The 26,608-nt window shown below is 66.2% G+C and carries 18 protein-coding genes; 16 read left to right on the top strand and 2 right to left on the bottom strand.

What is annotated here, in order from left to right; all coding sequences use genetic code 11:
• Positions 1 to 9: 9 nt before the first annotated feature.
• The 15 genes from FX134_RS09570 (at position 10) to FX134_RS14955 (ending at position 23,512) form a co-directional block, all read left to right on the top strand.
• Positions 10 to 1,296: a metallophosphoesterase family protein gene (locus FX134_RS09570; protein WP_080800983.1), complete on the top strand. Its 1,287-nt coding sequence runs from the start codon at positions 10 to 12 to the stop codon at positions 1,294 to 1,296.
• Complete coding sequence (locus tag FX134_RS09565) at positions 1,293 to 3,476, top strand: ATP-binding protein (protein ID WP_080800981.1); 2,184 nt, start codon at positions 1,293 to 1,295, stop codon at positions 3,474 to 3,476. Before FX134_RS09570 ends, FX134_RS09565 begins: the two co-directional genes overlap by 4 nt.
• A gap of 144 nt (positions 3,477 to 3,620) precedes the next feature.
• Positions 3,621 to 4,937, top strand: a complete 1,317-nt coding sequence (locus FX134_RS09560) for an adenylosuccinate synthase (RefSeq protein ID WP_080800979.1) — start codon at positions 3,621 to 3,623, stop codon at positions 4,935 to 4,937.
• Positions 4,938 to 5,049: 112 nt separating this feature from the next.
• On the top strand, positions 5,050 to 6,342 hold the full coding sequence (purD, locus tag FX134_RS09555; RefSeq protein WP_080800976.1) for a phosphoribosylamine--glycine ligase: 1,293 nt from the start codon (positions 5,050 to 5,052) through the stop codon (positions 6,340 to 6,342).
• Complete coding sequence (locus FX134_RS09550; RefSeq protein WP_080800972.1) at positions 6,342 to 7,676, top strand: coproporphyrinogen III oxidase family protein; 1,335 nt, start codon at positions 6,342 to 6,344, stop codon at positions 7,674 to 7,676. The genes purD and FX134_RS09550 overlap by 1 nt, the downstream gene beginning before the upstream one ends.
• 123 nt (positions 7,677 to 7,799) lie before the next feature.
• Positions 7,800 to 9,533, top strand: a complete 1,734-nt coding sequence (locus tag FX134_RS09545) for a type II secretion system protein (protein ID WP_080800969.1) — start codon at positions 7,800 to 7,802, stop codon at positions 9,531 to 9,533.
• A 13-nt stretch (positions 9,534 to 9,546) separates the two neighbouring features.
• Complete coding sequence (locus FX134_RS09540) at positions 9,547 to 16,485, top strand: autotransporter outer membrane beta-barrel domain-containing protein (RefSeq protein WP_080800966.1); 6,939 nt, start codon at positions 9,547 to 9,549, stop codon at positions 16,483 to 16,485.
• A gap of 13 nt (positions 16,486 to 16,498) precedes the next feature.
• Positions 16,499 to 17,143, top strand: coding sequence for a hypothetical protein (locus tag FX134_RS09535; RefSeq protein ID WP_143412172.1), 645 nt, complete (start codon positions 16,499 to 16,501; stop codon positions 17,141 to 17,143).
• Positions 17,140 to 17,511, top strand: a complete 372-nt coding sequence (locus FX134_RS09530; protein WP_080800961.1) for a hypothetical protein — start codon at positions 17,140 to 17,142, stop codon at positions 17,509 to 17,511. Before FX134_RS09535 ends, FX134_RS09530 begins: the two co-directional genes overlap by 4 nt.
• Position 17,512: 1 nt before the next feature.
• Positions 17,513 to 18,088, top strand: coding sequence for a PulJ/GspJ family protein (locus tag FX134_RS09525; protein ID WP_080800959.1), 576 nt, complete (start codon positions 17,513 to 17,515; stop codon positions 18,086 to 18,088).
• A 15-nt stretch (positions 18,089 to 18,103) separates the two neighbouring features.
• Positions 18,104 to 19,810 carry a GspE/PulE family protein gene (locus FX134_RS09520; RefSeq protein WP_080800957.1) on the top strand — a complete coding sequence of 569 codons (1,707 nt, stop codon included), beginning with the start codon at positions 18,104 to 18,106 and terminating at the stop codon, positions 19,808 to 19,810.
• A 9-nt stretch (positions 19,811 to 19,819) separates the two neighbouring features.
• Positions 19,820 to 20,878: a type IV pilus twitching motility protein PilT gene (locus tag FX134_RS09515; RefSeq protein ID WP_080800954.1), complete on the top strand. Its 1,059-nt coding sequence runs from the start codon at positions 19,820 to 19,822 to the stop codon at positions 20,876 to 20,878.
• Positions 20,879 to 20,890: 12 nt separating this feature from the next.
• Positions 20,891 to 22,102: a type II secretion system F family protein gene (locus FX134_RS09510; protein ID WP_080800951.1), complete on the top strand. Its 1,212-nt coding sequence runs from the start codon at positions 20,891 to 20,893 to the stop codon at positions 22,100 to 22,102.
• Positions 22,103 to 22,188: 86 nt separating this feature from the next.
• Positions 22,189 to 22,644: a prepilin-type N-terminal cleavage/methylation domain-containing protein gene (locus FX134_RS09505; RefSeq protein ID WP_080800947.1), complete on the top strand. Its 456-nt coding sequence runs from the start codon at positions 22,189 to 22,191 to the stop codon at positions 22,642 to 22,644.
• A 61-nt stretch (positions 22,645 to 22,705) separates the two neighbouring features.
• On the top strand, positions 22,706 to 23,512 hold the full coding sequence (locus FX134_RS14955; RefSeq protein WP_267900895.1) for a pilus assembly FimT family protein: 807 nt from the start codon (positions 22,706 to 22,708) through the stop codon (positions 23,510 to 23,512).
• Positions 23,513 to 24,070: 558 nt separating this feature from the next.
• Here FX134_RS14955 and FX134_RS09495 read toward each other — a convergent pair.
• Positions 24,071 to 24,886: a GSU2403 family nucleotidyltransferase fold protein gene (locus FX134_RS09495; protein WP_080800944.1), complete on the bottom strand. Its 816-nt coding sequence runs from the start codon at positions 24,884 to 24,886 to the stop codon at positions 24,071 to 24,073.
• Positions 24,883 to 25,971: a hypothetical protein gene (locus FX134_RS09490; RefSeq protein WP_080800941.1), complete on the bottom strand. Its 1,089-nt coding sequence runs from the start codon at positions 25,969 to 25,971 to the stop codon at positions 24,883 to 24,885. Before FX134_RS09490 ends, FX134_RS09495 begins: the two co-directional genes overlap by 4 nt.
• Positions 25,972 to 26,187: 216 nt before the next feature.
• Between FX134_RS09490 and FX134_RS09485 the strand changes: the two genes are divergently transcribed.
• Entirely contained in the window at positions 26,188 to 26,607 is a 420-nt protein-coding gene (locus FX134_RS09485; RefSeq protein WP_080800938.1) for a hypothetical protein, read from the top strand.
• The last annotated feature ends 1 nt before the right edge of the window (position 26,608 follow it).

Raw genomic sequence — 26,608 nt, 5'->3', positions numbered from 1 at the left:
ACTGGGAGCATGGCCAAACGCCTGACATTCATCCACGCCGCCGACCTCCATCTCGGCGCGCCCTTCCGCGGCCTGCGCGCGCTGTCCGACGCGTGGGCGAACCGGCTGCTGTCCGCCATCGGCGAGGCCTACGACCGCGTGATCGACGCGGCGCTCGCCCGCGAGGTGGACTTCGTGGTGATCGCCGGCGACATCTTCGACTCCGCGCGCCCCTCCTACGGCGACTACCAGCACTTCTTCCGCGGGCTCGAGCGCTTGGAGGCGGCGGGCATCCCCGCCTACCTGGTCACCGGCAACCACGACCCGTACACCTCCTGGCAGCATGACTTCTTCTCGCTGCCGCCCAACGCGCGCATGCTGCCGGGCAACCGCCCCGGCTTCGCGCTGTACGAGCGCGACGGCGAGCCGCTGTGCCTGGTGGGCGGCCGCGGCTACTACAACCAGACCTGGCCCGCCGACGAGTGCATCGCCGAAGGGGTCACGCGCGCGGCGGCGGTGTCCGCGCTCACGCAGGACCACCCCCATGCCGACGAGGCGCCCTTCGGCGTGGGCGTGCTGCACACCGGCCTCAACCTCGATCCCGTGAAGGCGCCGGTCGACCCGGCCGTCCTCCTGCGCGCGGGCATGGACTACTGGGCGCTCGGGCACATCCACATGAAGTACGCCTACCCATCCATGGAGGATCCCCAGCTCGTGTTCTCGGGCTGCATCCAGGGGCGCGACATCAAGGAGACGGGCGAGCGCGGCGCGCTGCTGGTGACCCTCGCCGAGGGCGAGCCCAACGAGGTGGAGTTCATCCCCACGGCCAGCGTCGTGTGGCAGCGCATGCGCGTGGACGTGTCCGACTGCGGCAATCTGCCCGACGTCTCGGACAAGATCATGCGCGAGCTGTTCCGCGTGAACGGCAAGGCCCAGTGCGAGGAGATGGTGGTGCGCATCGCGCTCGAGGGGGCCACGCCGCTCCACCCCCTGCTCGAGCGGCCCGACGTGGTGTTCGAGCTGCGCCGCCATGTGAACGACTCGTACTCCGAGTTCTTCTGCGACGCCCTCGTCGACGCCACGGTCATGCCGCGCGACAAGGAGGCGCTGCGCGCGGAAGGCCTGTTCCCGGCAGTGCTGCTGCAGGTGGCCGAAGCGCAGCGCGGCGACGCGGACGAGCAGGTGGGCTTTTTGCAGGACGAGTTCCTCACGCGGGGCGTGCCGCTGCCGAGCGGCTGCTCGCGCATCGTGGGCCAGCTGGCCGAGGAGGCGGAGAACCTCGTGCTCGACCTGCTCTCCCAGGGGGACGACCGATGAGCAGACCGTTCCTCGAGCATATCAAGATCCAGAGCTTCGGCGCGTTCTCCAACCTGGCCGTCGGGCCGTTCGGGCCGGGCCTCAACGTGGTGTACGGCCGCAACGAGGCCGGCAAGACCACGCTCGCGTCGTTCGTGGGCGGCGTGTTGTTCGGCTGGGAGGACGCCCGCAGCGCGCGCAACACGTACCGGCCGGCCAACGCCGAGCGCGCGGGGTCGCTGTTCTTCGCCGCAGACGACGAGGAGGGCGGCCGCCGCGAGGAGGAGCTCTCGCGCGCCCGCAACAGCGAGGGGCTCGCGGGCGACGCCGCGCTCGTGGCCGACATCGACAAAGAGACGTTCCAGACCATGTTCTCGCTCACCAGCGACGAGCTTCGCAGCCTGCGCAACACCACCGACGTCACGGCGAAGCTGCTCACCGCCGGGTCGGGCACGGGGGCCTCGCCCGCGCGAGCGCTCGCGCAGGTGCAGGAGCAGCTGGCCGCCTACACCTCGCGCGCCGCAGGGGCGGAGCGCTCGCTCGTGCGCCTCGTGGCCGAGCAGGACGAACTGCGCGCGCAGGTGGCGCGGGCCGCCGACGAGGCGGAGCGGTACAAGCGGGAGGACAAGGAGTTCCGCGACCTGATCCCGCAGCGCGAGGAGCTCCTGGCGCGCCTCGACGACCTCAACGGCTCCATCGAGACGCTCACAGCCCAGCGCTCGAACGCCGAGAAGCTCGACCGCGAGATCGACGAGCTCGAGGAACAGATCGAGGCCCTGCGCGCCGAGGAGGAAGCGCTCGCGGCCGAGCACCGCCTGCACGCCGGCGACGCCCCCTCGCTCATGCTGCTGAACGCCTCCGAGGACCGCGCGCTGCGCGACCAGATAGAGTCGCTCGCCGTCGACGAGGCGAAATGCGAGCACGCCGTCGACCTCGCCCAGGACAACTTCGCCACGTCGAAGGCGGCCTACGAGGCGCTGCTCGAGACGGAGGACGAGCACGCGGCCCTCGAGCGCTCGCGGCGCCAGCGCAGCGTGCAGGTGGGGCTGTCCATCGCGCTGCCGCTCGTGTTCGTGCTGGCGGGCGTGCCCCTGCTCGTCCACGGGCGGGACATCAAGAGCCTGTCGTTCACCGCGCTCGGCGTGGGCCTGCTGGTGTTCGCGGTGATGCTCGCGCTCGCCGCGCTCGTCATGCTGTTCCGCCCCGACAAGGCGGCCGACGCGAAGGAGGCGCGCAAGCAGGACGCGCACTGGGTGATGCTGCAGGACAAGAAGAAGCTGGAGGCGTGCGTCGAGGGCCGCGACGCCTTCCGCGAGCGCGCCCGCGTGCAGCTGGACGGGGCGGGGCTCGCCGAGGCGCAGGGGTCGCTGCGCCGCTCGCGGGCGCTGCTCGACGAGGCGAAGGACGCGCGCACCGAGGCCAGCCTGTTCCAGCAGCGCCAGCAGGCGCTCGCCTCGCGCCGCTCCGCGCTCGAGGAGCGCCTCTCCTCGGCCTGCCGCCAGCGCCGCCGCCTGTTCGAGCGCATCGATTTGCGCAGCGAGCGCACCGTGGAGGCCATCGAGGCCGTCATCGACCAGAAGGCCCAGCAGCGCGCCGGCCTGCTGGAGGCGAGCGAGGGACTCAACCGCCGCTACGGCGAGCTGAAGCACGAGCTGTCGCGCGCCGTGCTGGCCCGCGACTTCGACGAGCTGAAGCTGCGCTACGAGCAGGTGCGCACTCGCCTGGACGAGAGCGCCCGCGACTACGCGCGCCTGCTGCTGGCCCGCCGCATGCTGGAGGCGGCCATCGGGGCGTGGGAGTCCAAGAGCCAGCCCGAGGTGTACTGCCAGGCCAGCCGCCTGATCGCGCTCATGACGGAGGGAAGGTGGACGAAGGTGGCCATGTCGCCGGACGGTCGTTTGCAGGTGACCGACGCGGTGAAGACCACCCGCGAGCCGGCGCATCTGTCGCTGGGCACGTGCCAGCAGCTCTACCTGGCGCTGCGCATCGCGCTTCTGATGACCGCGGAGAACGTGGGGCGCGCCGTGCCCATCCTGGCCGATGACATCCTGGTGAACTTCGACTCCGTCCGCCGCGCCGGCGCCGCCCGCGCCCTGGCCGAGCTGGCCCAGGTGCGCCAGGTCATCCTCTTCACCTGCCACGAGGAGGTCGTAGAAGCCCTCCGCGAAGCCGCCCCCGCCCTCACCGAGATCAACCTGTGAAGCGTCACGCCCCCTTCCACAAAAGGTTTCACGTGGAACATTCGGGGAGGGGCGGGCGCGGGGCGGAACTATACTATAATGCAGGAGTTGTTATGAGACGGGCCCCGCTCGCACGAGTTTCGGGGCGTTGAAAGGACACGCAACATGCCCAGCACGGTACTCGTCGGCGCCCAGTGGGGGGACGAAGGCAAAGGCAAGATCACCGATCTCATCGCGCGCGAATTCGATTTCGTCGTGCGCTACCAGGGCGGCAACAACGCCGGCCACACGGTCATCCACGGCGACAAGAAGCTGGCGCTGCACCTCATGCCCTCCGGCGTGATGTACGACAACGCGGTGCCCGTCATCGGCAACGGCGTGGTCATCGACCCCGGCGTCCTCATCAAGGAGATGGCCATGCTCGAGGCCGAGGGCATCTCCTGCAAGAACCTCAAGATCAGCTGCGACGCCCACATCATCATGCCCTACCACAAGGACTTCGACGGCGCGGACGAGAAGCGCCTCGGCGAGAACAAGATCGGCACCACCAAGCGCGGCATCGGCCCGTGCTACCAGGACAAGGTGGCCCGTAAGGGCATCCGCGTGCAGGATCTGCTCGACGAGAAGATCTTCCGCCTCAAGCTGGAGGCCGTGCTCGCGCAGAAGAACCCCGTCCTCAAGAAGATCTACGGCCTGCACACCTACACGGTGGAGGAGATCTGCGAGGAGTACCTGCCCTACGCGCGCATCCTCAAGCCCTACATGGCCGAAACGGCGCAGCTGCTGAACCAGGCCGTGCGCGAAGGCAAGTCCATCCTCTTCGAGGGCGCGCAGGGCACGCTGCTCGACATCGACCACGGCACCTACCCCTATGTGACCAGCTCATCGTGCTGCGCGGGCGGCGCGTGCACCGGCACGGGCGTGGGCCCGGTGGCCATCGATCGCGTGCTCGGCATCCAGAAGGCCTACATCACGCGCGTCGGCGGCGGCCCCTTCCCCACCGAGCAGCGCTTCCCGGAAGACGGCGGCGAGGGCGAGGAAGCCGAGGCCGGCGAGCTTCTGTGCAAGGTGGGCCACGAGTTCGGCGTGACCACGGGGCGCAAGCGCCGCTGCGGCTGGTTCGACGCCGTCATCGCGCGCTACGCCGCCGAGGTGAACGGCCTCACCGACGTGGCGCTCACGAAGCTCGACGTGCTCAGCGCGTTCGACACCATCAAGGTGTGCACGGCCTACGAGTGCGACGGCAAGGTGTACGACTACTTCCCCATGCAACAGAGCGTGCTCTTCCACGCCAAGCCCGTGTACGAGGAGCTGCCCGGCTGGAAGGACGTCGACATCACCGGCTGCCGTACGTTCGAGGAGCTGCCCGAGAACGCGCAGCGCTACGTGGAGTACCTGGAGAAGATCACCGGCGTGCCCGTGAGCATCATCGCCGTGGGCCCCGACCGCGACCAGACCATCCTGCGCGGCTGGAACCGCTAGCGCGGAGCCGTAGGCGGGAGCGGATGTTTCACGTGAAACATTTGTTCCCTTATCGCACGACATTACGACACATGTTTCACGTGAAACAACGCGGGTTTTGAAAGGAACGGCAATGAACATCCTGGTCTTGGGCGGCGGCGGCCGCGAGCACGCCATCGCGTGGGCGCTGGCGAAGTCGCCGCGCACCGACAATTTGTTCGTGGCGCCGGGCAACGGCGGCACGGCCGAGATCGCGCGCAACGTGAGCGGCCTCGACGTGGAGGACGGCCGCGCGGTGCTGGCGTTCGCGGAGGAGAACGACGTCGACCTCGTGGTCATCGGCCCGGAGGCCCCGCTCGTGGCGGGCGTGGCCGACGTGCTGCGCGAGGCGGGCGTGGCCGTGTTCGGCCCCGACGCGGAAGGCGCGCAGCTCGAGGGCAGCAAGACGTTCAGCAAGGAGTTCATGGACGCCCACGGCATCCCCACCGCGCGCTACGCGAGCTTCACCCAGCTCGAGCCGGCGCTCGCCTACGTGCGCGAGCTGGGCGCGCCCATCGTGGTGAAGGCCGACGGCCTGGCCGCGGGCAAGGGCGTCGTCGTGGCCGAGACGGAGGCCGACGCCGAGGAGGCGCTGCGCGACTGCTTCGACGGCGCGTTCGGCGAGGCGGGCTCCACCGTGGTGGTGGAGGAGTGCCTCACCGGCCCCGAGTGCTCGCTGCTCGCGTTCGTGAGCGGAGGCGCGGCCCACTGCATGGCCACCGCGCAGGACCACAAGCGCGCCTTCGACGGCGACCGCGGCCCTAACACGGGCGGCATGGGCGTGTACTCGCCGGTGCCCATCGTCACCCCGGACGAGCTGTCCGCGATGTACGAGATCATGGAGCGCGCCGCCGCGGCCACTGACGACGACTTCGCGCACGACTACCGCGGCGTGCTGTACGGCGGCTTCATGCTGACGCCCGAGGGCCCGAAGATGCTCGAGTTCAACGCGCGCTTCGGCGATCCCGAAACGCAGGTGGTGCTGCCGCGCCTCGAGTCCGACCTCGTGGACATCATGATGGCCGTGGCCGAGGGCCGTCCCGACGACATCACGCTGCGCTGGTCCGAGCACTGGGCCGTGTGCGTGGTGCTGGCGAGCGAAGGCTACCCCGGCGCCTACGAGAAGGGCAAGGTGATCCTCGGCATCGACGAGGCCGAGGAGATCGAGGGCGTCACGGTGTTCCATGCCGGCACGACCAGGAACATCGACGACGAGCTGGTCACCGCCGGCGGGCGCGTGCTCAACGTGGTGGCGCTCGGCGAGTCGTTCGACGAGGCGCGCGAGAAAGCCTACGAGGCGTGCGACCTCATCAACTTCGAGGGCAAGCAGTACCGCTCCGACATCGGCAAGCGCGCCGCCGCCGGCCGCAGCGCGTGGGGAGAATAATGCTGTCAGAACGTATGCTCACGGCGGTCGTCCGCCAATGCACGAACAACTACCTGCGCCTGAAGCCCACCGATGAGGCGCGCGTCCCCGCGCCCACGCCCGGCCAGCGCTACATGCTCTACATGCACGTGCCGTTCTGCGAGCGGCTGTGCCCGTACTGCTCGTTCAACCGCTTCCCGTTCGCGGAGGAGCGCGCGCGGCCCTACTTCGCCAACATGCGCAAGGAAATGTACATGCTGAAGGACCTGGGCTACGACTTCGACAGCCTGTACGTGGGCGGCGGCACGCCCACCATCATGATCGACGAGCTGTGCGACACCATCGACCTTGCCAAGGAGGAGTTCTCCATCAAGGAGGTGTCGAGCGAGACGAACCCGAACCACCTCATCCCCGCCTACCTGGACAAGCTGCAGGGCCGCGTGGACCGCCTCTCCGTGGGCGTGCAGAGCTTCGACGACGATTTGCTCAAGCAGATGGACCGCTACGACAAGTACGGCAGCGGCCGGGAGACGCTCGAGCGCATCGGCGAGGCCAGCCCGTACTTCACCTCGCTCAACGTGGACATGATCTTCAACTTCCCGGCGCAGACCGAGGAGGTGCTGTTCTCGGACATCGAGCGCGTGGTGGAAAGCGGCACGAGCCAGACCACGTTCTACCCGCTCATGGCCTCGCCCAGCGTGGCGCGTTCGCTCGCCCGCACCGTCGGGCGCGTGGACTACTCGCGCGAGCGGCGCTTCTACGAGATCATCTCCCAGGTGCTCGCCGGCGGCGACGACCCCCTCTTCGAGTTCGGCAGCGCCTGGACGTTCAACAAAATCAGTGACGCGCGGAGCGCTGTGAAGAGCGGATCCGCCGACTCCTCTCGCGCCATGATCGACGAGTACGTGGTGGACTACGAGGAGTACCCGGCCATCGGCTCGGGCGGCATCACGTACCTCGGCAACAGCCTGTACGTGAACACGTTCTCGGTGAACGACTACAACAAGGCCATCGAGAACGACCGCATGTCGCTCATGGGCAAGACCACGTTCAGCAAGCGCGACCGCATGCGCTACCGCTTCATGATGCAGCTGTTCGGCCTGCGCCTGGACAAGCGCGCGTGGGAGCGCGACTTCGGCTGCACGGTGGAGGCGGGCCTTCCCGTGGAGATGGCCTTCATGAAGGCCTCGGGCGCGTTCGACCGCGACACGCCCGACGAGCTCACGCTCACGCCGAAGGGCCGCTACCTCATGGTGGTGATGATGCGCCAGTTCTTCATCGGCGTGAACAACCTGCGCGACCAAGCCCGCGCCGCTCTCGTCGGCGAAGAACGCGAACTCATCTTCGGCGAATAGCGGCACTGCCCCCCCCCCCTCAACGTGACATTACCCCCGTCCCTTTGTCACTCGGAGAATGGTAAGATAGTGGTTCAGGCTGAATGAGGCTCGGACGGGCAGAAACGAGGTCAAACGAGGGCCATGGCCGCGCGAGGAAAGCATACCGAGGGATTCACCATGGCCGAGCTGCTGACCGTGGTGGCCATCCTCGCCATTCTCATGGGCCTCACGGGCATCGCCGTGTTCAACTACGTGCGTGACCTCACGCTCACCGAGTACGACAACGCCGCGAAATCCATCTACGTGGCCGCACAGAACGGCATCGCCGACTTGCAGGCGTCCGGCGAGTGGATGGAGGGCAAGCAGACGTACACCACCGCGCCCGCGCAGAAGCCCACCGCCCCGCGCACCGACGACGGCCGCAAGACGGAGAACGACGACGACCTCTACTATTATGTGAGCGCCCAGTTCGCGCAACAGAACGGCATCCTGCCCGCCGGCAGCATCGAGGCCGAGGTGTGGGGCGGCGACTACATCGTCGAGTACCGCTACGACACGGCCACGGTGTACGGCGTGTTCTACACCGAGGGCGGGCAGACCGAGCTCAACACCTTCTACGAAGGCGGCGGCAACGTGCGCGATCGCACAACCCGCCGCAACCACGACCCCATCGTCGGCTACTACGGCGGCGCGGCCGCGGCCAACCTCGACAGCGTGGCGCTCGAGGCGCCCGTCGTATCGGCCGGCCGCAGCCCGAAGCTCGGCGTGACCGACCCCAACCTGCTCTCGGACAAGCTCAAGGCGGACAAGCTCGTCACGCTCGTCACCATCGAGAAGGCGCTGGCGGAAGGCGAGAAGCCGGCCGATTCCGGGCAGCAGATCAAGCTCATGCTGCAACGGGGCACGGCCGACAGCGTAGTGGCGCACATCGTCGAGAACGGCGTCGTCGGGCCGGAGGTGGGCTTCGTCGAGCTGAGCGGCGAGTCGGGCAAGAAGGCCACCTACTCCATCGACCTCGTGCAGCTCAAGGCCGACAAGACGGCGGCGTCCTACCTCTCCGGCATCGCGGTGGGCGACGAGTACCGCGTGACCGCGCGCACCACCACGAGCGAGAAGCTCTGCCGCCCCGTCTACGGCTACGGCGACGGCATCTGGCCGGGCGCGAGCGAGAACGTGGTGTTCACCTCCAACATCATCGCCGACTACGAGACCGAGGCCGACCTCTACGTCTACCGCGACGAGGTGAACAGGCAGGGCCAGGGCATCGTATTCACCCTCGAGAACTGGTACAACAACCTTACGTTGGCGAACGAGAACCTGTACTACCGCATCGCGGCCGATGCGCACATCGTCATCAACGGCGTCAAGCACAACGGCCAGGAGGTGGAGCCGGACAGCGGCGCCTACGCCTACCCCTTCGACGAGAAGGACAACAACATCCCCCATTACGTGACGTTCAGCATCCCGAGCATCGCAGAGGTGCCCGACGGAACCGTCATGGACATCAACGTGAACGTCTACCGCGAGAACGAGCATTTCGACGTGCCGGGCAAGGCGAGCAAGACGCTGACCATCCACGTGCACGTGATGAACCAGCGGCCGTTCGGCTACCACGTGAAAGACCACGGCAGCTACGCCGAGGTGGTGGTGACGGCGGGCACTGCGGGAACGGGCAAGGTGACCATCGCCGCGAACGCCGTCGACGTCGTCTCGGACGAGAGCAGCCCCCTGTACGACGACCGCTCGAACGCCGGCCGGCGCGTGGTGCTGGACTCGATCCCCGCCGGCGGCAGCGCGTCCATCAAGTATTTCAAGACCGACACGGACATCACGCTCGACGAGGGCAGCTTCACCGTCACCGGGCCGGGAAAGTAAGGAGGTCGAAGCCGTGAACCGTCAAACCATCCGAAACCGCGCGCTCGACCTGCGCCACGCCGCCCTGGCGGGCCTGCTCGCGCTGCTGGCGGCGCTGGCCGTGTGCGCCGTGCCCGCGACGAGCGCCCACGCCGACGATCCCGTCGAGATCTGGACGGCGGAGCAGCTGCGCGCCATCCCCGGCAACTCGAGCGCCTCCTACATCCTCATGGCCGATATCGATCTGGGCATCAACCAGGAGTGGACGCCCATCGGCGCGCCGTCGAGCTTCAACGACAGCGCCGCAACGGGCTTCCAGGGCACGTTCGACGGCAACGGCCACACCATCAGCGGCGTGTACATCACATCGTTCTCGGAGAACGCCAAAAAGGACATCCTGTACGCGGGCCTCTTCGGCTGCACGAACGGCGCCACCATCAAGAACCTCACGCTGGACGGTCCGTTCGTCACGGGCACGTACAGCAAGGGGTCGGGCGAGCGCGACCTCATGGTGGGCGCGCTCGTCGGGCTCGCCGTGAACACGAACATCAGCAGCTGCACTGTGGTGAACGCGACGGTGGCGGACAAGTTCAACGGCGAGCGGACGGACACGAAGAACTACGCCATAGGCGGCATGGTCGGCGATTACTACACGAGCGGCAAGGCTTCGAAGACCCTTTCCAACTGCAGCATGGCGGGCACCGTGAACACGGCGGCGAAATTCCCCGACTTCAAGGTGATAAACGGCACGCCCATCCAGGCGTTCACGGGCGGCATCGTGGGCCGCGTGCGCGAGCGAGGCGTGGGCACGGCAAGCGTGGCCAACTGCATGTTCGACGGCAAGGTGTCGGGGCCGGGGTTCGTGGGGCCATTCGTCGGAGGCGCGCGCAGCCAGGCCGATGAGACGGAGGCCGCCGACATCTCGCTGCTCGCCGCGAATCGCTCGATCGGCTGCTGCTACGCGGGCTCCATCACCGGCGTCGCCAGCCAGCCGAACAAAACCTACAACTGCGGTCCGGGAGTGTGGAACGGCGACGTGTACGCGCCGGCGCAGTACGTGGTGACCGACGCCAACCGCGCCGCCGCCCTTGAATTCCTCAACCAGAGTGCCGGGGACTATCCTTGGCGCATCTCCTCTCACGAAGGTCGCGAACTGCTCGTGCTCGACTACCGCAAGGTCGCTATCGACTCGCTCGCGCTCGAGGGCGGCATGGCCAAGCTCTCCGCGGCCATGATCGGCTTCGACTATGGCGCGGAGCTTTCCTGGTCGGTGGACGGCGAGGTCAAGGGCACGGGAACGACGTTCGAGACGCCCATCGCCTCGCAGCCTCAGACGGTGGAGGCGTTCGTGCAAGACGGCGATCGGCGCTTCTCCGATTCGCGCGACGTGGAGGCCGCGCATGCCGAGTTCTCCCTGGCGAAGGCGCGCGACGGCGCGGGCGACGTGCAGAGCCTGACCGTCAACCTGCGCAGCGCGTCGGACGGCTTCACCGCAAACGACTTCGCGTACACGTGGTACGGCGTGAAGGACGGCAAGGACACCGACCTCGGCGTGCAGGGCGCGACGCTCGGCAGGGACCGGTTCAACGGCTTCGAGAGCTTCAAGGCGGTTGTCGCCAGCAAGGCGTCCGGCGAGAAGTTCGACGAGCTCACGGCCACCACGAGCGGCCGTACCGTATACCTCAGCTTGAGCGCGGGCGACGACGGCAACGACGGCTACGAGCCCGACAAGCCGGTCAAGACGATGCAGCGCGCCTTCGAGCAGCTCAAGGACAACGCCCCGCGCGAGGGCAACGTCATCGTGGTCATGGACCAGTACGCGAGCACCGAGTTCGGCTACGACGACAAGACGTTCAACAAGGCGGCCACCATCACCTCCTACGATGCCGACTACGGCGTGGACTACCGCAGCGCGGAGAACGGCGGCGCGTTCCTCAGCTTCTACAACACGAGCACCGACGAGCACAAGGGCGCCGACAGCACCCGCATCAAGGGCAAGCTGCTGTTCGCGGACACCACGTTCAAGGACATCACGCTGAGCGCCTCGAACGGCGGAAACGCGGTATGGCGCATCGGCTACCTCTACTGCCAGGGCTACTCGCTCACCATGGATACCGGCGTGCGCATGGAGGGCTATCGGAACACGTCCGAGGCGATCAAATCGTACGGCCTTTTGAAGGGCACGAAGTCGCAGGACTTCAACATCGTCGGCGGCTATGCGAACTACAACGAGGACCCCTCCAAGGGCTACCCGCAAGATCGCGGTACCTGCGAGATAGTCATCAAGAGCGGCTCGTACGGGCGTGTCATCGCGGGCGGCCGCAACTACGATTGCCCCGAGAACGGCAACACCGGCGTCAACGGCATCTCGCACAACCAGTTCGCCACGGAGAAAGAGCCGTTCAACGTGTCCGTCACGGTGGACATCGCCGCAGGCCAGAGCATGGTGACCACCGGCGAGGCCACCTGCGACATCGGCCAGCTCACCGGCGGGCAGACCGACGGCACCATCTACAGCAACTCCGCCATCACGCTTAAAAGCGGCGTGGTGCCCCTCGTGTTCGGCTCGAGCATCGGCTACAACCGCAGCGTGAACTCCAACGGCACCGCATACCCCAACAACGATTTCGTGGGCCGAGTGCAGGTGAACATGGAGGGCGGCTCGGTGGCGCAGCTCTACGGCGGCTGCCTCGGCCGCACCGCCGACAACGCGAAGGAGAAGGTGGACGCGCGGTTCCTCTCGTCGCGGTTCACGCCGCAGGAGCTGTCCGACATCGAGATCAACGTCAGCGGCGGCTCCATCGGCACGATCCCCGGCATCGGCGATGACGGCACGCTCATCGGCGTGTTCGCGGCGGGTGCCGGCGGCGTCACCGGCGAGGGCGACCCCGAGGCGGGCACGGTGGAGAACGCCGTGGACATCGCGCTGAACATCTCCGGCGGCACTATATCCGGCAAGCTCTACGGCGGCGGCTACGGCCAGTCCTCCGCAGTGACCAACGCCTCGCTCGCGTGCCTCGAGGCGGGCAACCTGTACGGCTCGAGCACCGTGAACATCACCGGCGGCACCATCAGCGCCGATGTGTACGGCGGCGGCGCGGGCACGACGGCGTACCTGGCCGACAACCCGGACGCGAACGCGCTCGCCCAGATCGTCGGCGACGTGAGGCTCTCCATCAGCAACGCGGAGATCGACGGCACCGTGTACGGCGGCAGCCAGGGCGCGACGCAGCAGGGCTGCGACTGCACGTCCATGGCCAAGATCACCGGCAACGTGGAGCTTTCCCTCGGGGAAGGCGCGCACGTTGCCGGCGACGTGTTCGGCGGCAGCGCGCTCGGCACGGTGACCGGCAACGCGACCACCGTGCTCGCGGGCGCCGACGGATCCCCGTCGGTGGAGGGCTCGGTCTACGGCGGCGGCGAGGGCGCTCTGGTCGAAGACTACGCGCTCGAGCAGCAGTTGGCGGTGGGCGCGGTGGAGGGCTCGACGGCGCTTTCCCTCGCCGGGTCCACGGTTGCCGGAAACGTGTTCGGCGGCGGCAGCATGGGCGCCGTGCTGGGAAGCGCGTCCGTCGAGGTGCGCGGCTCCTCCGTAGCGGGCAGCGCGTACGCGGCGGGCGAGGGCTCCTACCTCGGCAAGGAAAACAAGGACGTCGCGCTCCAAAAGGCCATCGGCTGGGTGAAAGGCGACGCATCCCTCGTGCTGGCCGACGGCGCGAACGTCGCCGGAAACGTGTTCGGCGGCGGCAACCTGGGCGTGGTGGGCGACGGCTCCCTCGACAGCGGCACGGTGCCCTATGTCGTGGACGACCCGGCCGATGTCTCGGTGCTCGTGGAGAACGCCCAGGTGGGCGGCAGCATATTCGGCGGCGGCGCGGGCGACGTGAACACGGCGGGTCAGATGCCGCGCTTGCTGGGCGCGGTGTTCGGCACGGCGACGGTCACGGTGCATGAAGGCACAGTGGGTGCCGACGTGTTCGGCGGCGGCGATCAGAGCTACTCCTACGCGCCCCTCGACCAGGACGGCGTCCCCGAGCGCGCCGCCACCGTCATCGTGAACGGCGGCGATGCGCTCTACGTGCACACCGACGACGGCCGTGTGGCCGAGGGCCCGGGCGAGGGCGTGCGCGAGGTGGACGCGGCGCCCGGCGACGCATCCACGCAGCGCGCCGTCAACCTGGGCGGCTCCGTGTTCGGCGGCGGCAACATCGCCGACGCGCACACGGTGAGCGCGAACAACTACACCATGTACGGCACGGCCGAGGTGTTCATCAAGGGCTTCGGCATCAGCTTCACCAACGACGAGCGCGGCGGCGTATACGGCGACGGCAACCTGTCGCGCGTGTACGGCGAGCGCACCGTCACGCTCGTCCGGCTGTGGGAGCCGCTCGAGGACGGCAAGCTGGGCTCTAAGAGCTTCTTCTCGCTGCAGCGCGCGAACCGCGCCGTGGTGCACGACTGCTCCATCTACCTGATGGGTGCGAAGGACCTGGTCAACGAGAGCGACTCCACACTCTACTCGCTCAACCGCGTGGGCGCCCTCAACGTGTACGCGGGCAGCACCGTGCAGTTCGACACCGTGGTGAACGGCCTGGGCAGCCTGTACTCCGACGTGCTGCCCGAGCGCACGTTCACCAACTGGTGGAACGAGCTTGAGGTGACCGAGTACGGCGACAACCTGACCAACGACGAGAAGAACGACTGCCGCAAGTTCACGAGGGGCGAGCTCAAGTCCTGGTACGATGCCCTGGGCGGCGAGCACCATTGGACCAACACCCTGGTGGTGAACACCGGCAAGTGGCTGGACGTGAAGGACCCCTCGGACACGGTCGACGCGCGCTACGGCACCGTGACGGGCCTGTTCTCGCTGGTCAGCTCTACGGCGAGTGACGGCGGCTCGTTCGTGTACGGCCAGAGCACACCCGAGGACAGCACCGGCGCTTTCGTCTCGCTCAACGAGTCCGGGGACCCATACCGCCCGCCGTACCTCGAGATATATACGAAGCGCACGGCCGATGTGGACGGGAAGGAGTGCCGCATCTGGTTCATCAAGGGCTCCTCGTACGTCTACCAACGCGAGCTGCGCGCGTACACCACGGGCGACACGGTGTCCATCCGCACGCAGCTGCCGGTGGCGCGCCCGGGCGACGGTAAGATGAACATCTGGGTAGGCAGGGAGGGCATCTACATCGACGAGAGGCTTGCCGACATGCGGAAGAGCGAGGGCGCGCAGGGCAAGTACGCCGTGGGCATGACGATCGGCAGCTCCGAGGTGCTCCCGTTCTACGACGGCCCGAGCGGCTGGGAATACAACTACAGCAACGACGTGCGGTACGAGGAAACCGCGCTCCTGCCGGCCACCATCACCCTCGACATCGCCGAGCTCGCCGCCGACGACGAGCTGGCCACGCAAAGCGGCCTGGTGGTGTTCTCGCTGGAGGCCGACGACGGCACGCGGTATTCCTTCGAGATAGAGATCGTGCTCGAGCGTGCCTACGCGGTGGCGAACGAGACGGCGCACTACGGCCGCGTGTACGAGAACATCGCCGTGGAGAACATGACGCCCATCACACCCACCAGCTCATACACCACCCAGTTCACCACCACCTACAGCCCCGGCGCGTACCGCAGCAGGGTGGCGGCAGAGCTGAGCGCCAACACGTCTGCGGCCATCCACGGCGAGGCGAACGAGGGCGGCGTGTTCCCCAAGGGCACCAAGATCACGATGGTGAACATCACGAACCCCACGTCGCCGACGTTCTACTATTACGAATGCGACAAGGCGCTCACCACCATCCCGCTCACGGAGTTCGCCTCCATGGCCGACGAGGACATGCATTACAAGAACCCGACGGGTAACACGGTGATCGTCGAGAACTTGCTGTTCGTGGTGGACTACGCGCAGGCCAACGGCGGCGACGGGCGCAGCGTGGGCACTACGCACATCGCGCTCAACCACCGCTACGGCTCGGGCCAGGTGAAAAACGACATCCTGCGCTACCCCTACGTGGACGACAACGGCAACCAGGTGGAGCGCTACAACAACCTGTGGAACGGCTACGAGGTGGCCGGGATCACGGACGGAGCGTATCTGGGCTCGCAGCTGCTGAACCCGGACAATGGGGCCTCGTCGTCGCCCGTGAAGGTGGGCCACACGGACAACTTCATGTACGACACCTACACCACCAAGCTCGTCCTGGATAAGAACACCACCTGCGTGAGCACGCTCTTCGACGAGAGCGAGGTCATGCTGCAGGTGAGCTTGTATGGGAAGAGCAACTGGGCATGGCTCAATTATCAGAACAAAACCTTCCCCTTGGGAACGAAGCTCGTGGTGAAGCGCCCCGATGGCACGGCGGTGAGCGAGCGCTACTTCAACGAGAAGACCACTTGGGGATCGGACGGCTATCTCATGGTCAATCTCGGCAATCGGCTCGAGCGCGAGTACACCGTTGAGCTTCAGGTGGCACGCTACGTCGACGGCGGAAAGCTGGACTCGGTGTTCAGCTGGCTCTGGCCGTCTCACTCAGGCGGCGAGTACAGGCTCGACGCGCAGCTCTACGTGAGCGCCGACGGCTTGTACCGCTCCACGGGAGATCGCTACGCCCACCACGAGGCCGAGTTCTCCGCTGCACGCAGCTACGACGTGGATCCGCCTGAGTACGAGCTTGAGTCCAAGTTCAAAGACAGCCTCGAGTACAAAGACGGCCAGGTGCAGGGCATGATCACGCTCAAGGGCGACAAGAAGAACAACATCAACTCCGACGCCGAGATGCGGGTGCTGCGCCGCCCCGCCGGCAGCGAGTACGCGGCGGTGGACATCACCACCCTCGGCGGGACGGTGACGCGCGAGTCCCAAGGCAACAGCGGCCACACCAAGTTCACCGTGACCGACCACCCGGCCTCCGGCACCTACGAGTACGAGATCCGCCTGGGCAACACGGTGTACTACCAGACGGTTGCGGTACCATAGGGCCATGAAGCGCATGCCCGACATATCGCCTGCGGCCAGCTCCCGCCCCGCGCTCTGCGACGAGCGCGGGGCGTCCATCCTGCTCGCGCTGTTCTACTTCCTCGTGTGCGCGGTGGTGGGCGCCGTCGTGCTCACGGCCGCCACGGTCACCACCGGCCAGCTGGTCGCGCTCGAGCGAAGCCAGCAGGCGTACTACTCCGTGACGTCGGCGGCCGAGCTTCTGCGCGACAGCATCGTGGATGGCACATGCTCGTCCTCGGGCGCGGAGCCCAACCGCGAATGGACGTGCGCCCTTCGGCACCCGGCCGGCCAGAAGGACAAGGCGGCGCTCGAGCAGTGGTTGGCAACCATGACGCGGCAGGCCACGGGCGGCGCGGCCCCCACGTCCACGTTCTCCGTGTCGTTCGGCGCCGATTCCGACCCGGTGCGTCAGAGCGTGCTCAAGGTGCAGGTGACGGCCACCATGAAGGCAGACTACTCGCTGCATTTCACGCTGCGGCCCGAGGAGTACACCGAGCCCGTCGGCGAATACCGCGTCACGCTCGACATCCCCGCCGCGCTGCTCTACGGCGTGGACGAGAAGACGCCCGAGCGCGTCACCTGGGAGCGCGCCATCATCGGCAAGCCCCTCCAAGCCGAAGGGGGTGCGGGCGCATGATACGGGAACGGCTGAAATCCGAAGCGGGCGAGACCATCTCCGAGGTGCTGGTGGGCGTGCTCATCGTAGGGCTTGCCACGGTGCTGTTCGCCGCGATGATCGGCGTGGCCACGAACACGAGCCTGACAAGCGTCGACCGCACCACGTCCACCTACGGGCAGCTCTCAGCCGTGGACGGGACGGCCCCCTCAGGCGGCGCGACCGTCTCCATCGCGCCCGTCATGGGAACCGGCGCCAGCGTGACCGGGCCTACCGCCACGTTCGACGTGCTCATGACCACCTCAACGCCCAGCGCTGCCGATGGAACCGCCTACACGTTCACCCGCTACCTGCTGCCCGACTTCGCGAACGCGTCGGGAGGTGCCTAGCATGGAGCACGCCTCTCTCAGCAGCCGCGCCCGCGCGCGCCTCGGCGCGTCCGACGGCTTCACCCTCGGCGAGGTGCTGGCCACCGTCGTGCTGGTGGGCCTGCTCACGCTGGCCATCGCCGCAGGCATCGGCGTGGCCGTGAACGCCTACGGCGACATCCGCGGCCACAGCGACGAGCAGGCCGTGCTCAACAACGCCGTGACCGCCGTCGCCGACGAGCTGCGCTTCGCCTACGACGTGAACGCGACCGACCCGGACCGGATCGTGTTTAGCAGTACGAACCGCGACACGCGCCTCTACCTGGGCAACAACGCCGAAAAAGGCAACGCGGTCACCCTGTACGGCATGACCGCGCCCGACGGCAAGGACCCGCAGCAGGACGTCCGGCTGGGCGATCCCGTCCCGCTTCCCCTCGTCGACACGGCGGCCGGCATCAGCGGTGGCAACAAGCTCGTCGCCACGCTCTCCAACCTGGCTTACAATAACGGAACGTGGACGTTCGCGATCACCGTCACGGGCGGCAGCCGCCCGCTGCAATCCGAAAGCATCACCGTCCGCTCGATCAACACCTGGTAGGAAAGGATCCCTCGCATGGCGTACAAGCGACTGGGCGATATGCTCCTCGAAAGCGGCTACATCACCACGGGCCAGCTGAACACCGCCCTCGGCCTGCAGAAAGACAGCGGCAAGCGCCTGGGCGAGGTGCTCATCGACTCCGGCTACATCACCGAGAAGGAGCTCATCGACGTTCTCTGCATGCAGCTGGGCATCGATTTCATCGACCTGTCCAACGTTATCCTGCCCACCGAGCTCACCAACGTCATCCCGAAGAGCCTGGCGAAGAAGTACAACATGGTGCCCGTGCGCGTCACGCCCGACGACGTGTACCTGGCCATGAGCGACCCCATGAACCTCATCGCCCAGGAGGAGGCGCGCGCGGCCGCCCGCCGGCGCATCATCCCCATGGTGTCCACCAAGATCGCCATCGAGCGCGCCGTCATGCAGCTCTACGGCAACGAGGGCGCCGCCCGCGCCATCGAGGACATGCGCAACGAGGCCACCGCCGCCTCCGCCGGCGGGGAGGCCGCCGACGCGCGCTTCGTGGCCACCTCGCTCGACAGCGAGGACGACGCCCAGAGCGCGCCCACCATCCGCCTGGTGAACTCCATCATCGAGCGCGCCGCCACCGAGCGCGCCTCCGACGTGCACCTCGAGCCGCGCGAGGGCGACCTCCAGGTGCGGATGCGTATCGACGGCCTCATGCGCAACGTGCTCACCGTGCCGCGCGAGCTGCAGGGCAGCGTCATCTCGCGCCTCAAGATCATGGGCGGCATGAACATCGCCGAGCGCCGCGTGCCGCAGGACGGCCGCGCCAACGTGCGCATCAAGAGCCGCGACATCGACCTGCGCCTGTCCACGCTGCCCACCATCTACGGCGAGTCGGTGGTGGTGCGCCTGCTGGACAAGAGCACGCAGCTGCTCGACCCGAAGGGCATCGGCCTGTACGGCGAGAACCTGGAAGTGTACGAGAGGCTCATCCACTCCAACAACGGCGTGGTGCTCATCGCCGGGCCCACCGGCTCGGGCAAGTCGTCCACCATGTACACGATGATCCGCGCGCTCAACACCGAGCAGGTGAAGCTCATCACGCTCGAGGACCCGGTGGAGTACAACATCGACGGCACCAACCAGGTGCAGATCAACGAGAAGACGGGCCTCACGTTCTCCAGCGGCCTGCGCTCCATCCTGCGCCAGGACCCCGACATCGTGGCGGTGGGCGAGATCCGCGACGGCGAGACGGCCGAGATAGCCATGCGCGCCGCCATCACCGGCCACCTGGTGCTCTCCACCATCCACACCTACGACGCGCTGTCCACCATCGATCGCCTTATGGACATCGGCGTGGAGCCCTACCTCATCTCGTCGGGCCTGCGCGGCATCATCAGCCAGCGCCTCGTGCGCCGCATCTGCCCGCACTGCCGCGAGGAGTACGAGCCCGCGGCCGAGGAGCTGGAGGCCATCGGCCTGCGCTCGGGCGACGGCACCCGCTACTTCCGCGGCAAGGGCTGCCCGATGTGCTTCCACACCGGCTACCGCGGGCGCACCGCCGTGTTCGAGATCCTGGTCATCGACGCCACGCTGCGCCGCGCCATCGCCGATTCGGCCAACCGCGAGGAGATACGCGCCATCCTCGCGCAGGCCGATTTCACGCCGCTTTCCGCCAGCTGCATCCAGCTCGTGCACGACGGCGTGACCACGGTGGAGGAAGCCGCCCGCACCATCAACTCCCTCGAGTAGGAGCGCCCCATGACGAAATCCGTTGCAGAGCTCGTGGCCCAGGCGCACGCCGACAACGCCTCCGACATCCATCTGGTGAGCGGCCTGCCGCCGAAGTACCGCATCGACGGCGCGCTGCTGGACATGCCCGGCTGCGAGCCGCTCGACGACGAGCAGTGCGAGCGCTACGCCCGCGAGCTGGCCGGCAGCGGCTACGACGCCATCAAGCGCATCGGCGAGCTGGACCTGGCGCTCACGGTGGGCGGCATCCGCGTCCGCGTGAACCTCTTCCGCCAGAAGGGCAGCGTGAGCGCCGCGCTGCGCCTGCTGTCCGACGTCATCCCGCCGCTCGACAGCCTGGGGCTTCCCCCGGCGGTGCTCGACTTCCCGCGGCTGCAGCGCGGCATCATCCTGGTCACGGGCGAAACGGGCTCGGGCAAGTCCACCACCATGGCGGCCCTGCTCGACCAGATCAACCGCACGCGCGCCGACCACATCATCACGCTCGAGGACCCCATCGAGTACGTGCACACGCCCGACCGCTGCGTCATCAACCAGCGCGAGGTGGGCACCGACACCGCAAGCTACGCCGACGCCCTGCGCGCCGTGCTGCGCGAGGACCCCGACGTCATCCTCATCGGCGAGATGCGCGATCTGCGCACCATCGAGACGGCGCTCACCGCCGCCGAGACGGGGCACCTCGTGCTGGCCACGCTGCACACGAAGTCGGCGGCCGATTCGGTGGACCGCATGGTGGACGTGTTCCCCGAGGGGCAGCAGCGCCAGATCCGCATGCAGGTGTCCACGTGCCTGCACGCGGTGCTCAGCCAGCAGCTCGTGCGCCGCCGCGGCGGGGGGCGCGTGCTGGCGGCCGAGCTCATGATGGTGACGCCCGCCATCCGCAACCTCATCCGCGAGGGCAAGACGCCCCAGATCGCCAACGCGCTGGCCACCTCGGCGGCCGTGGGCTCCATCACCATGGACAACGCGCTCATCGACCTGTTCCGGCGCGGCGTCATCGAGGCGCAGACGGCCATCGACGCCGCCCACGACATCGATTACGTGACCAAGAACACCGGCCGTTTCTAGAAAGGCTGAACCGTGGCAGTATTCAGATATGAGGGAACCTCGCTTTCCGGCCAGCGCGTCAACGGCGTGGTGGAGGCCTTCGACGAGTTCGAGGCGCTCGAGAAGGCGCGCGCCACGTGCCGCGTGGTCAGCAAGATCGCGCCGGTGAAGGAAACGCCGAACTTCCTCAAGATGGAGGTGGGGTCGGGGCGCATCAAGCCCAAGGTCATCGCCATCATGTGCTCGCAGTTCTCCACCATCATCACGGCCGGCATGAGCATGGGCCGCTGCGTGGAGCTGGTGTGCGAGCAGACGTCCGACAAGGGGCTGAAGGCCATCCTGGCCGAGGTGGCCGAGGACGTGGCGGCCGGCCACAGCCTGGCCACCAGCTTCGAGAACAAGGGCGGCGCCAAGCTCCCGGTGCTGTTCTACGAGACCATCCGCGCCGGCGAGATGGCCGGCACGCTGGACGAGAGCTTCAAGACGCTGCACAAGTATTACGACAAGACCAGCAAGACCAAGGCGAAAGTGGCCCAGGCCCTCACGTACCCGGCGTTCGTCATGGTGCTGGCCGTCGTGGTGGTGGCGGTGGTCATGGTGGCCGTCATCCCCACGTTCAAGGACATCCTTTCCAGCTACGACTCCGAGATGCCCGCCATCACTCAAGTTTTGATTGATGCGAGCGATTTCATGGCTGCCAACATCCTGTGGATCGTGCTGGTTCTGGCGGCCGTGGTGCTGGGGCTGAAGCTGTGGACGAAGACGGAGCGCGGCCGTTTGGCGTGGGCCGGGTTCAAGCTGAAGCTGCCGATTCTGGGCAACATCGTGCGATTTTCCAACGCCGCGCAGTACGCCAACACCATGTCGACGCTTTTGGGATCGGGCCTGCATATGACGCGCGCCGTGGACATCACGGCGAAGGTGCTGGACAATTACCTGATCAGCAGCAGTGTTGCCAAGATGACGGCCAAGCTTGAGGAGGGCAAGCGCCTGGGCGAGTGCATGGAGGCCGTGCCCGCGCTGCCCGGCCCGCTCGTGGAGATGGCCAGCGTGGGCGAGGAGACGGGCGCGCTTGAGGAGACGCTTGCCACCATGGGCGCGTTCTACGACGACGAGACGGACCGGGCCACGCAAAAGGCCCTGTCGAAGCTGGAACCGGCCATTTTAATTTTCATCGCGGTGTTTGCCGGTTACATAGTGATTGCGTTATACTTAGCCATGTTTTCCATCTACTCGGGAATGTAGTCCGAGGGTTCGGTGGACGAAGACAAGATCGGCCGTGATTCTACGACCGGACCCGGAAGCCGTGAGGCTTCTGAAAGGAGGCCCGCATGAAAGAAATGATCAAGAGGATCCGGGAGGAGAAGGACGGCTTCACCATCGCCGAGCTCCTCATCGTAGTGGCCATCGTAGCCGTTCTGGTCGCGATCGCGATTCCGGTGTTCACCAGCTCGCTGGATGAGTCCCGCTATGCGACCGACGAAGCGAACGCTCGCTCTATTTACGCTGAAATGCGCGCCGATTATCTCACAAATGGCGGGAATGGACAATCGACAGGGTTTACCGTGGCTCCGCAAGCGGTCACGGCCGGCACGGCCACGCCCATTACGGTTACGTATGCTGATGGGACAACGAACACTTACCAGTTCAACGGTATCACTGGCATTACTATAACGCCCGGGACGGCGAACACGCCGCCGACAGTGGCCATGGCTACCTGGAACGGTCATCCTGCGCAAACGTTTGGTGGGGCTGCCCCTACTCAGGGCGGCGGCGGCGGAAACTAAACGCTGTTCTCCAGTTAGGATCTCGAAGGGCCCCGGCGCAGGCCGGGGCTTTTTTATCGACTTGAAACTACACCAACATAGTACCAAGGGCTTCACGGTCGCCGAGCTGCTGGTCGCAGTGTCGATCATCTCCGTGCTCGTGGCGGTCGCGCTGCCCACGTTCACCTCGTCGCTTGCGAGCGCGAAGGAGTCGGTCGATCTCGCGAACTGCCGCTCGGCGCGCGCGGCCGCCACCACCGTCTGCCTCGCCGATTGCAGCGGCGATTTCACCAGGAAGTCCACCGCCGAGTGGGTGCAGGTGGCCCTGAGCGACGGCATTCCCCAGCGCGGTCAGAAGGATCCTTCCGCAACCCTCAACTGCACCATCGAGGAGAACGGCACCCGCATCACCTTCTTCTACGGCGAGGGCTCCGGCGAAACTCCCGGCGAGACCCCTGGAACAGGCGGCGGCGACACCCCCGGCACCGGAGGCGACGACCAGCCCACCGGCGGCTCCATCACCGTCGAGCGCGACGGCGTCAAGCACGTCATCACCTCGGATCCCTGGGGCGACGTCACCGGCACCATTCCGCGAGGCTCCGTCTTCTCCGACGAAACCGGCGTGTACGTGTTCCCCGATCAAACCTACGCCGACGACCCGTCTATTTCCCTTGCCCAGATGGGGGGCTGCCTGAAGATTTCCGACGCCCCCAGGCTGTTCAACAACAGCGATATCGTCAACGGCCAGTGGAGCGGCGAGCCTCCCAAAATGGGCGACCTGTTCGAGTCCAAAGGTTCCTACTACGTCTTCGTCTACAACTTGGGCCCGTGGGACATCTACCCGAACAACTACGCCCTCATCGATCCCAAGTACATCAAAACCCCCTGACCAACAGCCGATTTCGCGATTCCCGGCACAATTTTCGAAATATGTACTCAGGAACGTCAAAAGCACGGGTTCTCAGAGGGCAAGAGCCCACTCAGATTTTCTGACCTGGGATTATGCGAGCAGCCTTTCCAAGATCGGCATCCCCAGATACATATTTCGAAAATTCTGGCCAAGAATCGCGAAATCCGCTGCAACGAGGGCGCTCGCTCGCTCAGGATGACAAAATGTGCGTTCTGACTCCCCCTTTGACGCACAATCGACCACCTCGGGGGGGGGGGGTGCACGCGAATCGAGCCCGCCCGACACAAAAACCCTCGACGTGAAAGGACTTCGGCGATCCGCGCGAGCGTCGGGGTTTCGCGACCTGGGAAAATGCCGAGGGCTGCTGCTCGGGGGAGTCGGCGGTCGCCTATTTCTCGCCTCCAAGCCTTTCACGTCGAGGGTTTTTGTGTCGGGCAGCCCCGATTCGCGTGCAAGAGGACGCAGTTGCCGGATTATGCGCTAAGCGGAGAGACAGAATGTGCGTCCGGCCGGATCTTTTGGCTGCTCCCGGTGAGTCTAGGGTTCCATGGCCGCTATCAGTTGTCCCATGATCGCGAGTGCATAGCGACCGAACTGGTCGTCGTCCATGTGCGGGAATGCTGTTGCCGGCCGTTGCTCCACGAGCATGCGCACTCCTTCGGAATCAAGCTTCGCAAACCGCCGCGCAAGGCCTTTCCGCGCCCCATCGAACCACTTCGCCCGCGTGGAGGCGTATCCCTTTATGCCGGAGAGGGTGGTGTCTTTCCATTCCGGAAACGCGTCGAGCACGAAGAATATGTAGTACAGATCCTTCGCTGTTTTCGCTCGCTCGTGCCTACGCGGTGCAACAAGGGCTTTGTGAAACACATATGCAGACGGATTGGGAATTCGGACAACGTAGCTTTGGGGGAATCCGAGGTCTCCCAAATTGCATTCCCAGGGATCCTCCAGTAGAAGTCCCACGTAGCGAAGGCTTTGGGCGTTGATCGAGCCTATTTCCACAGGCCCTTCGTACTCGCCTGGCGCATCGGTGATGAATTCCAATTCGGCCAGCTGGCGATCCCCCTCGGTTTTGACATATTTAACAACCGGCGGTTGGGTGAGCGATGCGAATTCGTGCTCGAAGCCAGCACCGAGGATCGTCTTGTCGAGCGTGGGCAAGCCGTCTTCAAAGCCCATTTTCGGAATGACGATGTCCATATCCCGAGTCATCAAGGACTCCCTCTTGAGCAGTGTTCCGTACATGCGCCCATACAGGTAGGGCGCCCAGCCGCCTGCCACGACCAGTCGGTCAAGATAAGGGGCTATGCCCTCGATTCCCTCAAGAAGAATGGAGTCTCTGCTTTCGCTCATACTTCACCCCCTTCTTCCTCGGAGAACTGCGAAGCCAAAGTGCGGCTGAAGAGGTGCTCGGCGGCTTCCAGGCCCCTCTTGGGTTGCCTTGTCAGATCGAGGTAGAGCTGCAAATCGGAGGCGACCTCGCATCCTTCGACTATGCGGGTGCCATAGAACGACGAGACTCGATAGCGGGGAATCACCAGCTCGATATTGGCTCCCCGTTCAACTTCGCTTGCTCCGCTGTCGATCAACGCTTGGCGAGCCTGCCCGAAATTCCGAGCCAACAGCAGCACCGAGTCGAAGGTGGCGAAGGGGTCGACCAGACTTGCGCCCGCGCGCTCGCTCAGGACGGCCGAGTCACCCACGGCTTGCGAGGCTCGGCGCACCACCTCGTCCATCTCGGCGGCGGGGAGGAAGAACCCCCCTCTTTCGGACGGGTTCAGCTTCGCATAGGCCTGAACCCAGTCGTCGAGGATGTCCTGCTTGCGTCGAAGCGCTATCGTCCCGCCGGCTTGCTTGGCCGCGTAACCTTGAGTGATGAGCGCGGATGCCGTTTTCGACACGTAGCCAGGGGAGAGCGGGAACCCCATCTTCGCTGCGAGCCTGCTCAAATCGCGGATGCCGAGAGGGCCGTATTCGAGGAGGATGCGCAAAACGAGCGTCGCCTTGTCCGAGAACGCGTTTTCCGACGCCGGGGAAGAGGCCTTGCCGCTAGGCGCTTTTCTTCCGCGAATGTCTACATGCACGCCGGATTCCGAGAGCCAAGCGTTTCCGGCGTCGTCGATAAAGAACAGCCCCATCGAACGCAGAAGCGCCTGCTTTTTCTCAGTGAGGGGCGGCGCGAGCAAAACGGGGAGCCTGTTCGGATCGCGCATGCTGGGCACAAGAAGCGCCGCATCGCGAAAGGAGGCCGTGCTTGCCGTCTTCAGGCGAAAGAGATCGAGGGGGATTGTTTTTCCCGCTACTTGCGCATCGGCTTGAGCCAGGAACGCAAAGATCTGGGATTCACCCAGCGCCCTTTCGCTATGCGGGAAGGCACTTTGCGACCCAAAGGCCGCCTCAAGAGCGTCGCGTAGTATCTTTTCGTTGTGAGAATCCATGTGTTTCCTAAAAGTATACTGTTTCCTAATTTAGAAACAGTATACAACATGCGAACGCAGTGTGCGAGCGAAACCGGAGTGTTTCACGTGAAACGCCCCCGGTTTCGATGCAGGCAGGGCGATTTTCGCTCCGAAAACACGGCTCAGCGCACGAGGCGTGTTTTCGGAGCGAAAATGCGCACCCGGATGCCTCGCCGGACTCCGGGGGGCTGTGCTATGCTGCTGGGTATGAACGTTTTCGCCGACAACAAGGGGCTTTCGCGCGTGGAGGTCGTCTGCATCGCGGGCATCGCGTGCTTCGCGGTGGCGCTTGCGGCCGTGCTGGGCTGGCACATGCTCGGCCTCATGTGGCAGGGCAACGACGCGAACGCGCTCAACACGGCGCAGGGCCTGGCCAACGCCAGCATGGCCGAAACCGCGGCGGACGACGACGCCCCTACGGCCTACTACCTCAAGGGCGCGAACACCCTGGCGGCCGAGCCGCCCGCCGCCGGCTACAACGAGGGCGACACGCTGGTCATCGACGGCCGCGAGCAGCACGTCGAGCGCGGCACGTGCCTCATCGAGATCGTGCGCGAAGACGGCGCGCCCACCGCTCGCTGGGTGCGCGCCTCCGACGTCGCGGAAAGGGGCTGAC

Source organism: Arabiibacter massiliensis (genome assembly GCF_902386925.1).
Taxonomy (GTDB): domain Bacteria; phylum Actinomycetota; class Coriobacteriia; order Coriobacteriales; family Eggerthellaceae; genus Arabiibacter; species Arabiibacter massiliensis.
The sequence above is the reverse complement of the archived record's forward strand: the minus strand, read 5'-3'. Positions and strand labels throughout refer to the sequence as shown.

Bases quoted from the DNA above. Each gene is read 5' to 3' on its own strand.
- FX134_RS09570 (WP_080800983.1), top strand. From the start codon at position 10: ATGGCCAAACGCCTGACATTCATCCACGCCGCCGACCTCCATCTCGGC.
- FX134_RS09565 (WP_080800981.1), top strand. From the start codon at position 1,293: ATGAGCAGACCGTTCCTCGAGCATATCAAGATCCAGAGCTTCGGCGCG.
- FX134_RS09560 (WP_080800979.1), top strand. From the start codon at position 3,621: ATGCCCAGCACGGTACTCGTCGGCGCCCAGTGGGGGGACGAAGGCAAA.
- purD (WP_080800976.1), top strand. From the start codon at position 5,050: ATGAACATCCTGGTCTTGGGCGGCGGCGGCCGCGAGCACGCCATCGCG.
- FX134_RS09550 (WP_080800972.1), top strand. From the start codon at position 6,342: ATGCTGTCAGAACGTATGCTCACGGCGGTCGTCCGCCAATGCACGAAC.
- FX134_RS09545 (WP_080800969.1), top strand. From the start codon at position 7,800: ATGGCCGCGCGAGGAAAGCATACCGAGGGATTCACCATGGCCGAGCTG.
- FX134_RS09535 (WP_143412172.1), top strand. From the start codon at position 16,499: ATGCCCGACATATCGCCTGCGGCCAGCTCCCGCCCCGCGCTCTGCGAC.
- FX134_RS09530 (WP_080800961.1), top strand. From the start codon at position 17,140: ATGATACGGGAACGGCTGAAATCCGAAGCGGGCGAGACCATCTCCGAG.
- FX134_RS09525 (WP_080800959.1), top strand. From the start codon at position 17,513: ATGGAGCACGCCTCTCTCAGCAGCCGCGCCCGCGCGCGCCTCGGCGCG.
- FX134_RS09520 (WP_080800957.1), top strand. From the start codon at position 18,104: ATGGCGTACAAGCGACTGGGCGATATGCTCCTCGAAAGCGGCTACATC.
- FX134_RS09515 (WP_080800954.1), top strand. From the start codon at position 19,820: ATGACGAAATCCGTTGCAGAGCTCGTGGCCCAGGCGCACGCCGACAAC.
- FX134_RS09505 (WP_080800947.1), top strand. From the start codon at position 22,189: ATGAAAGAAATGATCAAGAGGATCCGGGAGGAGAAGGACGGCTTCACC.
- FX134_RS09495 (WP_080800944.1), bottom strand. From the start codon at position 24,886: ATGAGCGAAAGCAGAGACTCCATTCTTCTTGAGGGAATCGAGGGCATA.
- FX134_RS09490 (WP_080800941.1), bottom strand. From the start codon at position 25,971: ATGGATTCTCACAACGAAAAGATACTACGCGACGCTCTTGAGGCGGCC.
- FX134_RS09485 (WP_080800938.1), top strand. From the start codon at position 26,188: ATGCTGCTGGGTATGAACGTTTTCGCCGACAACAAGGGGCTTTCGCGC.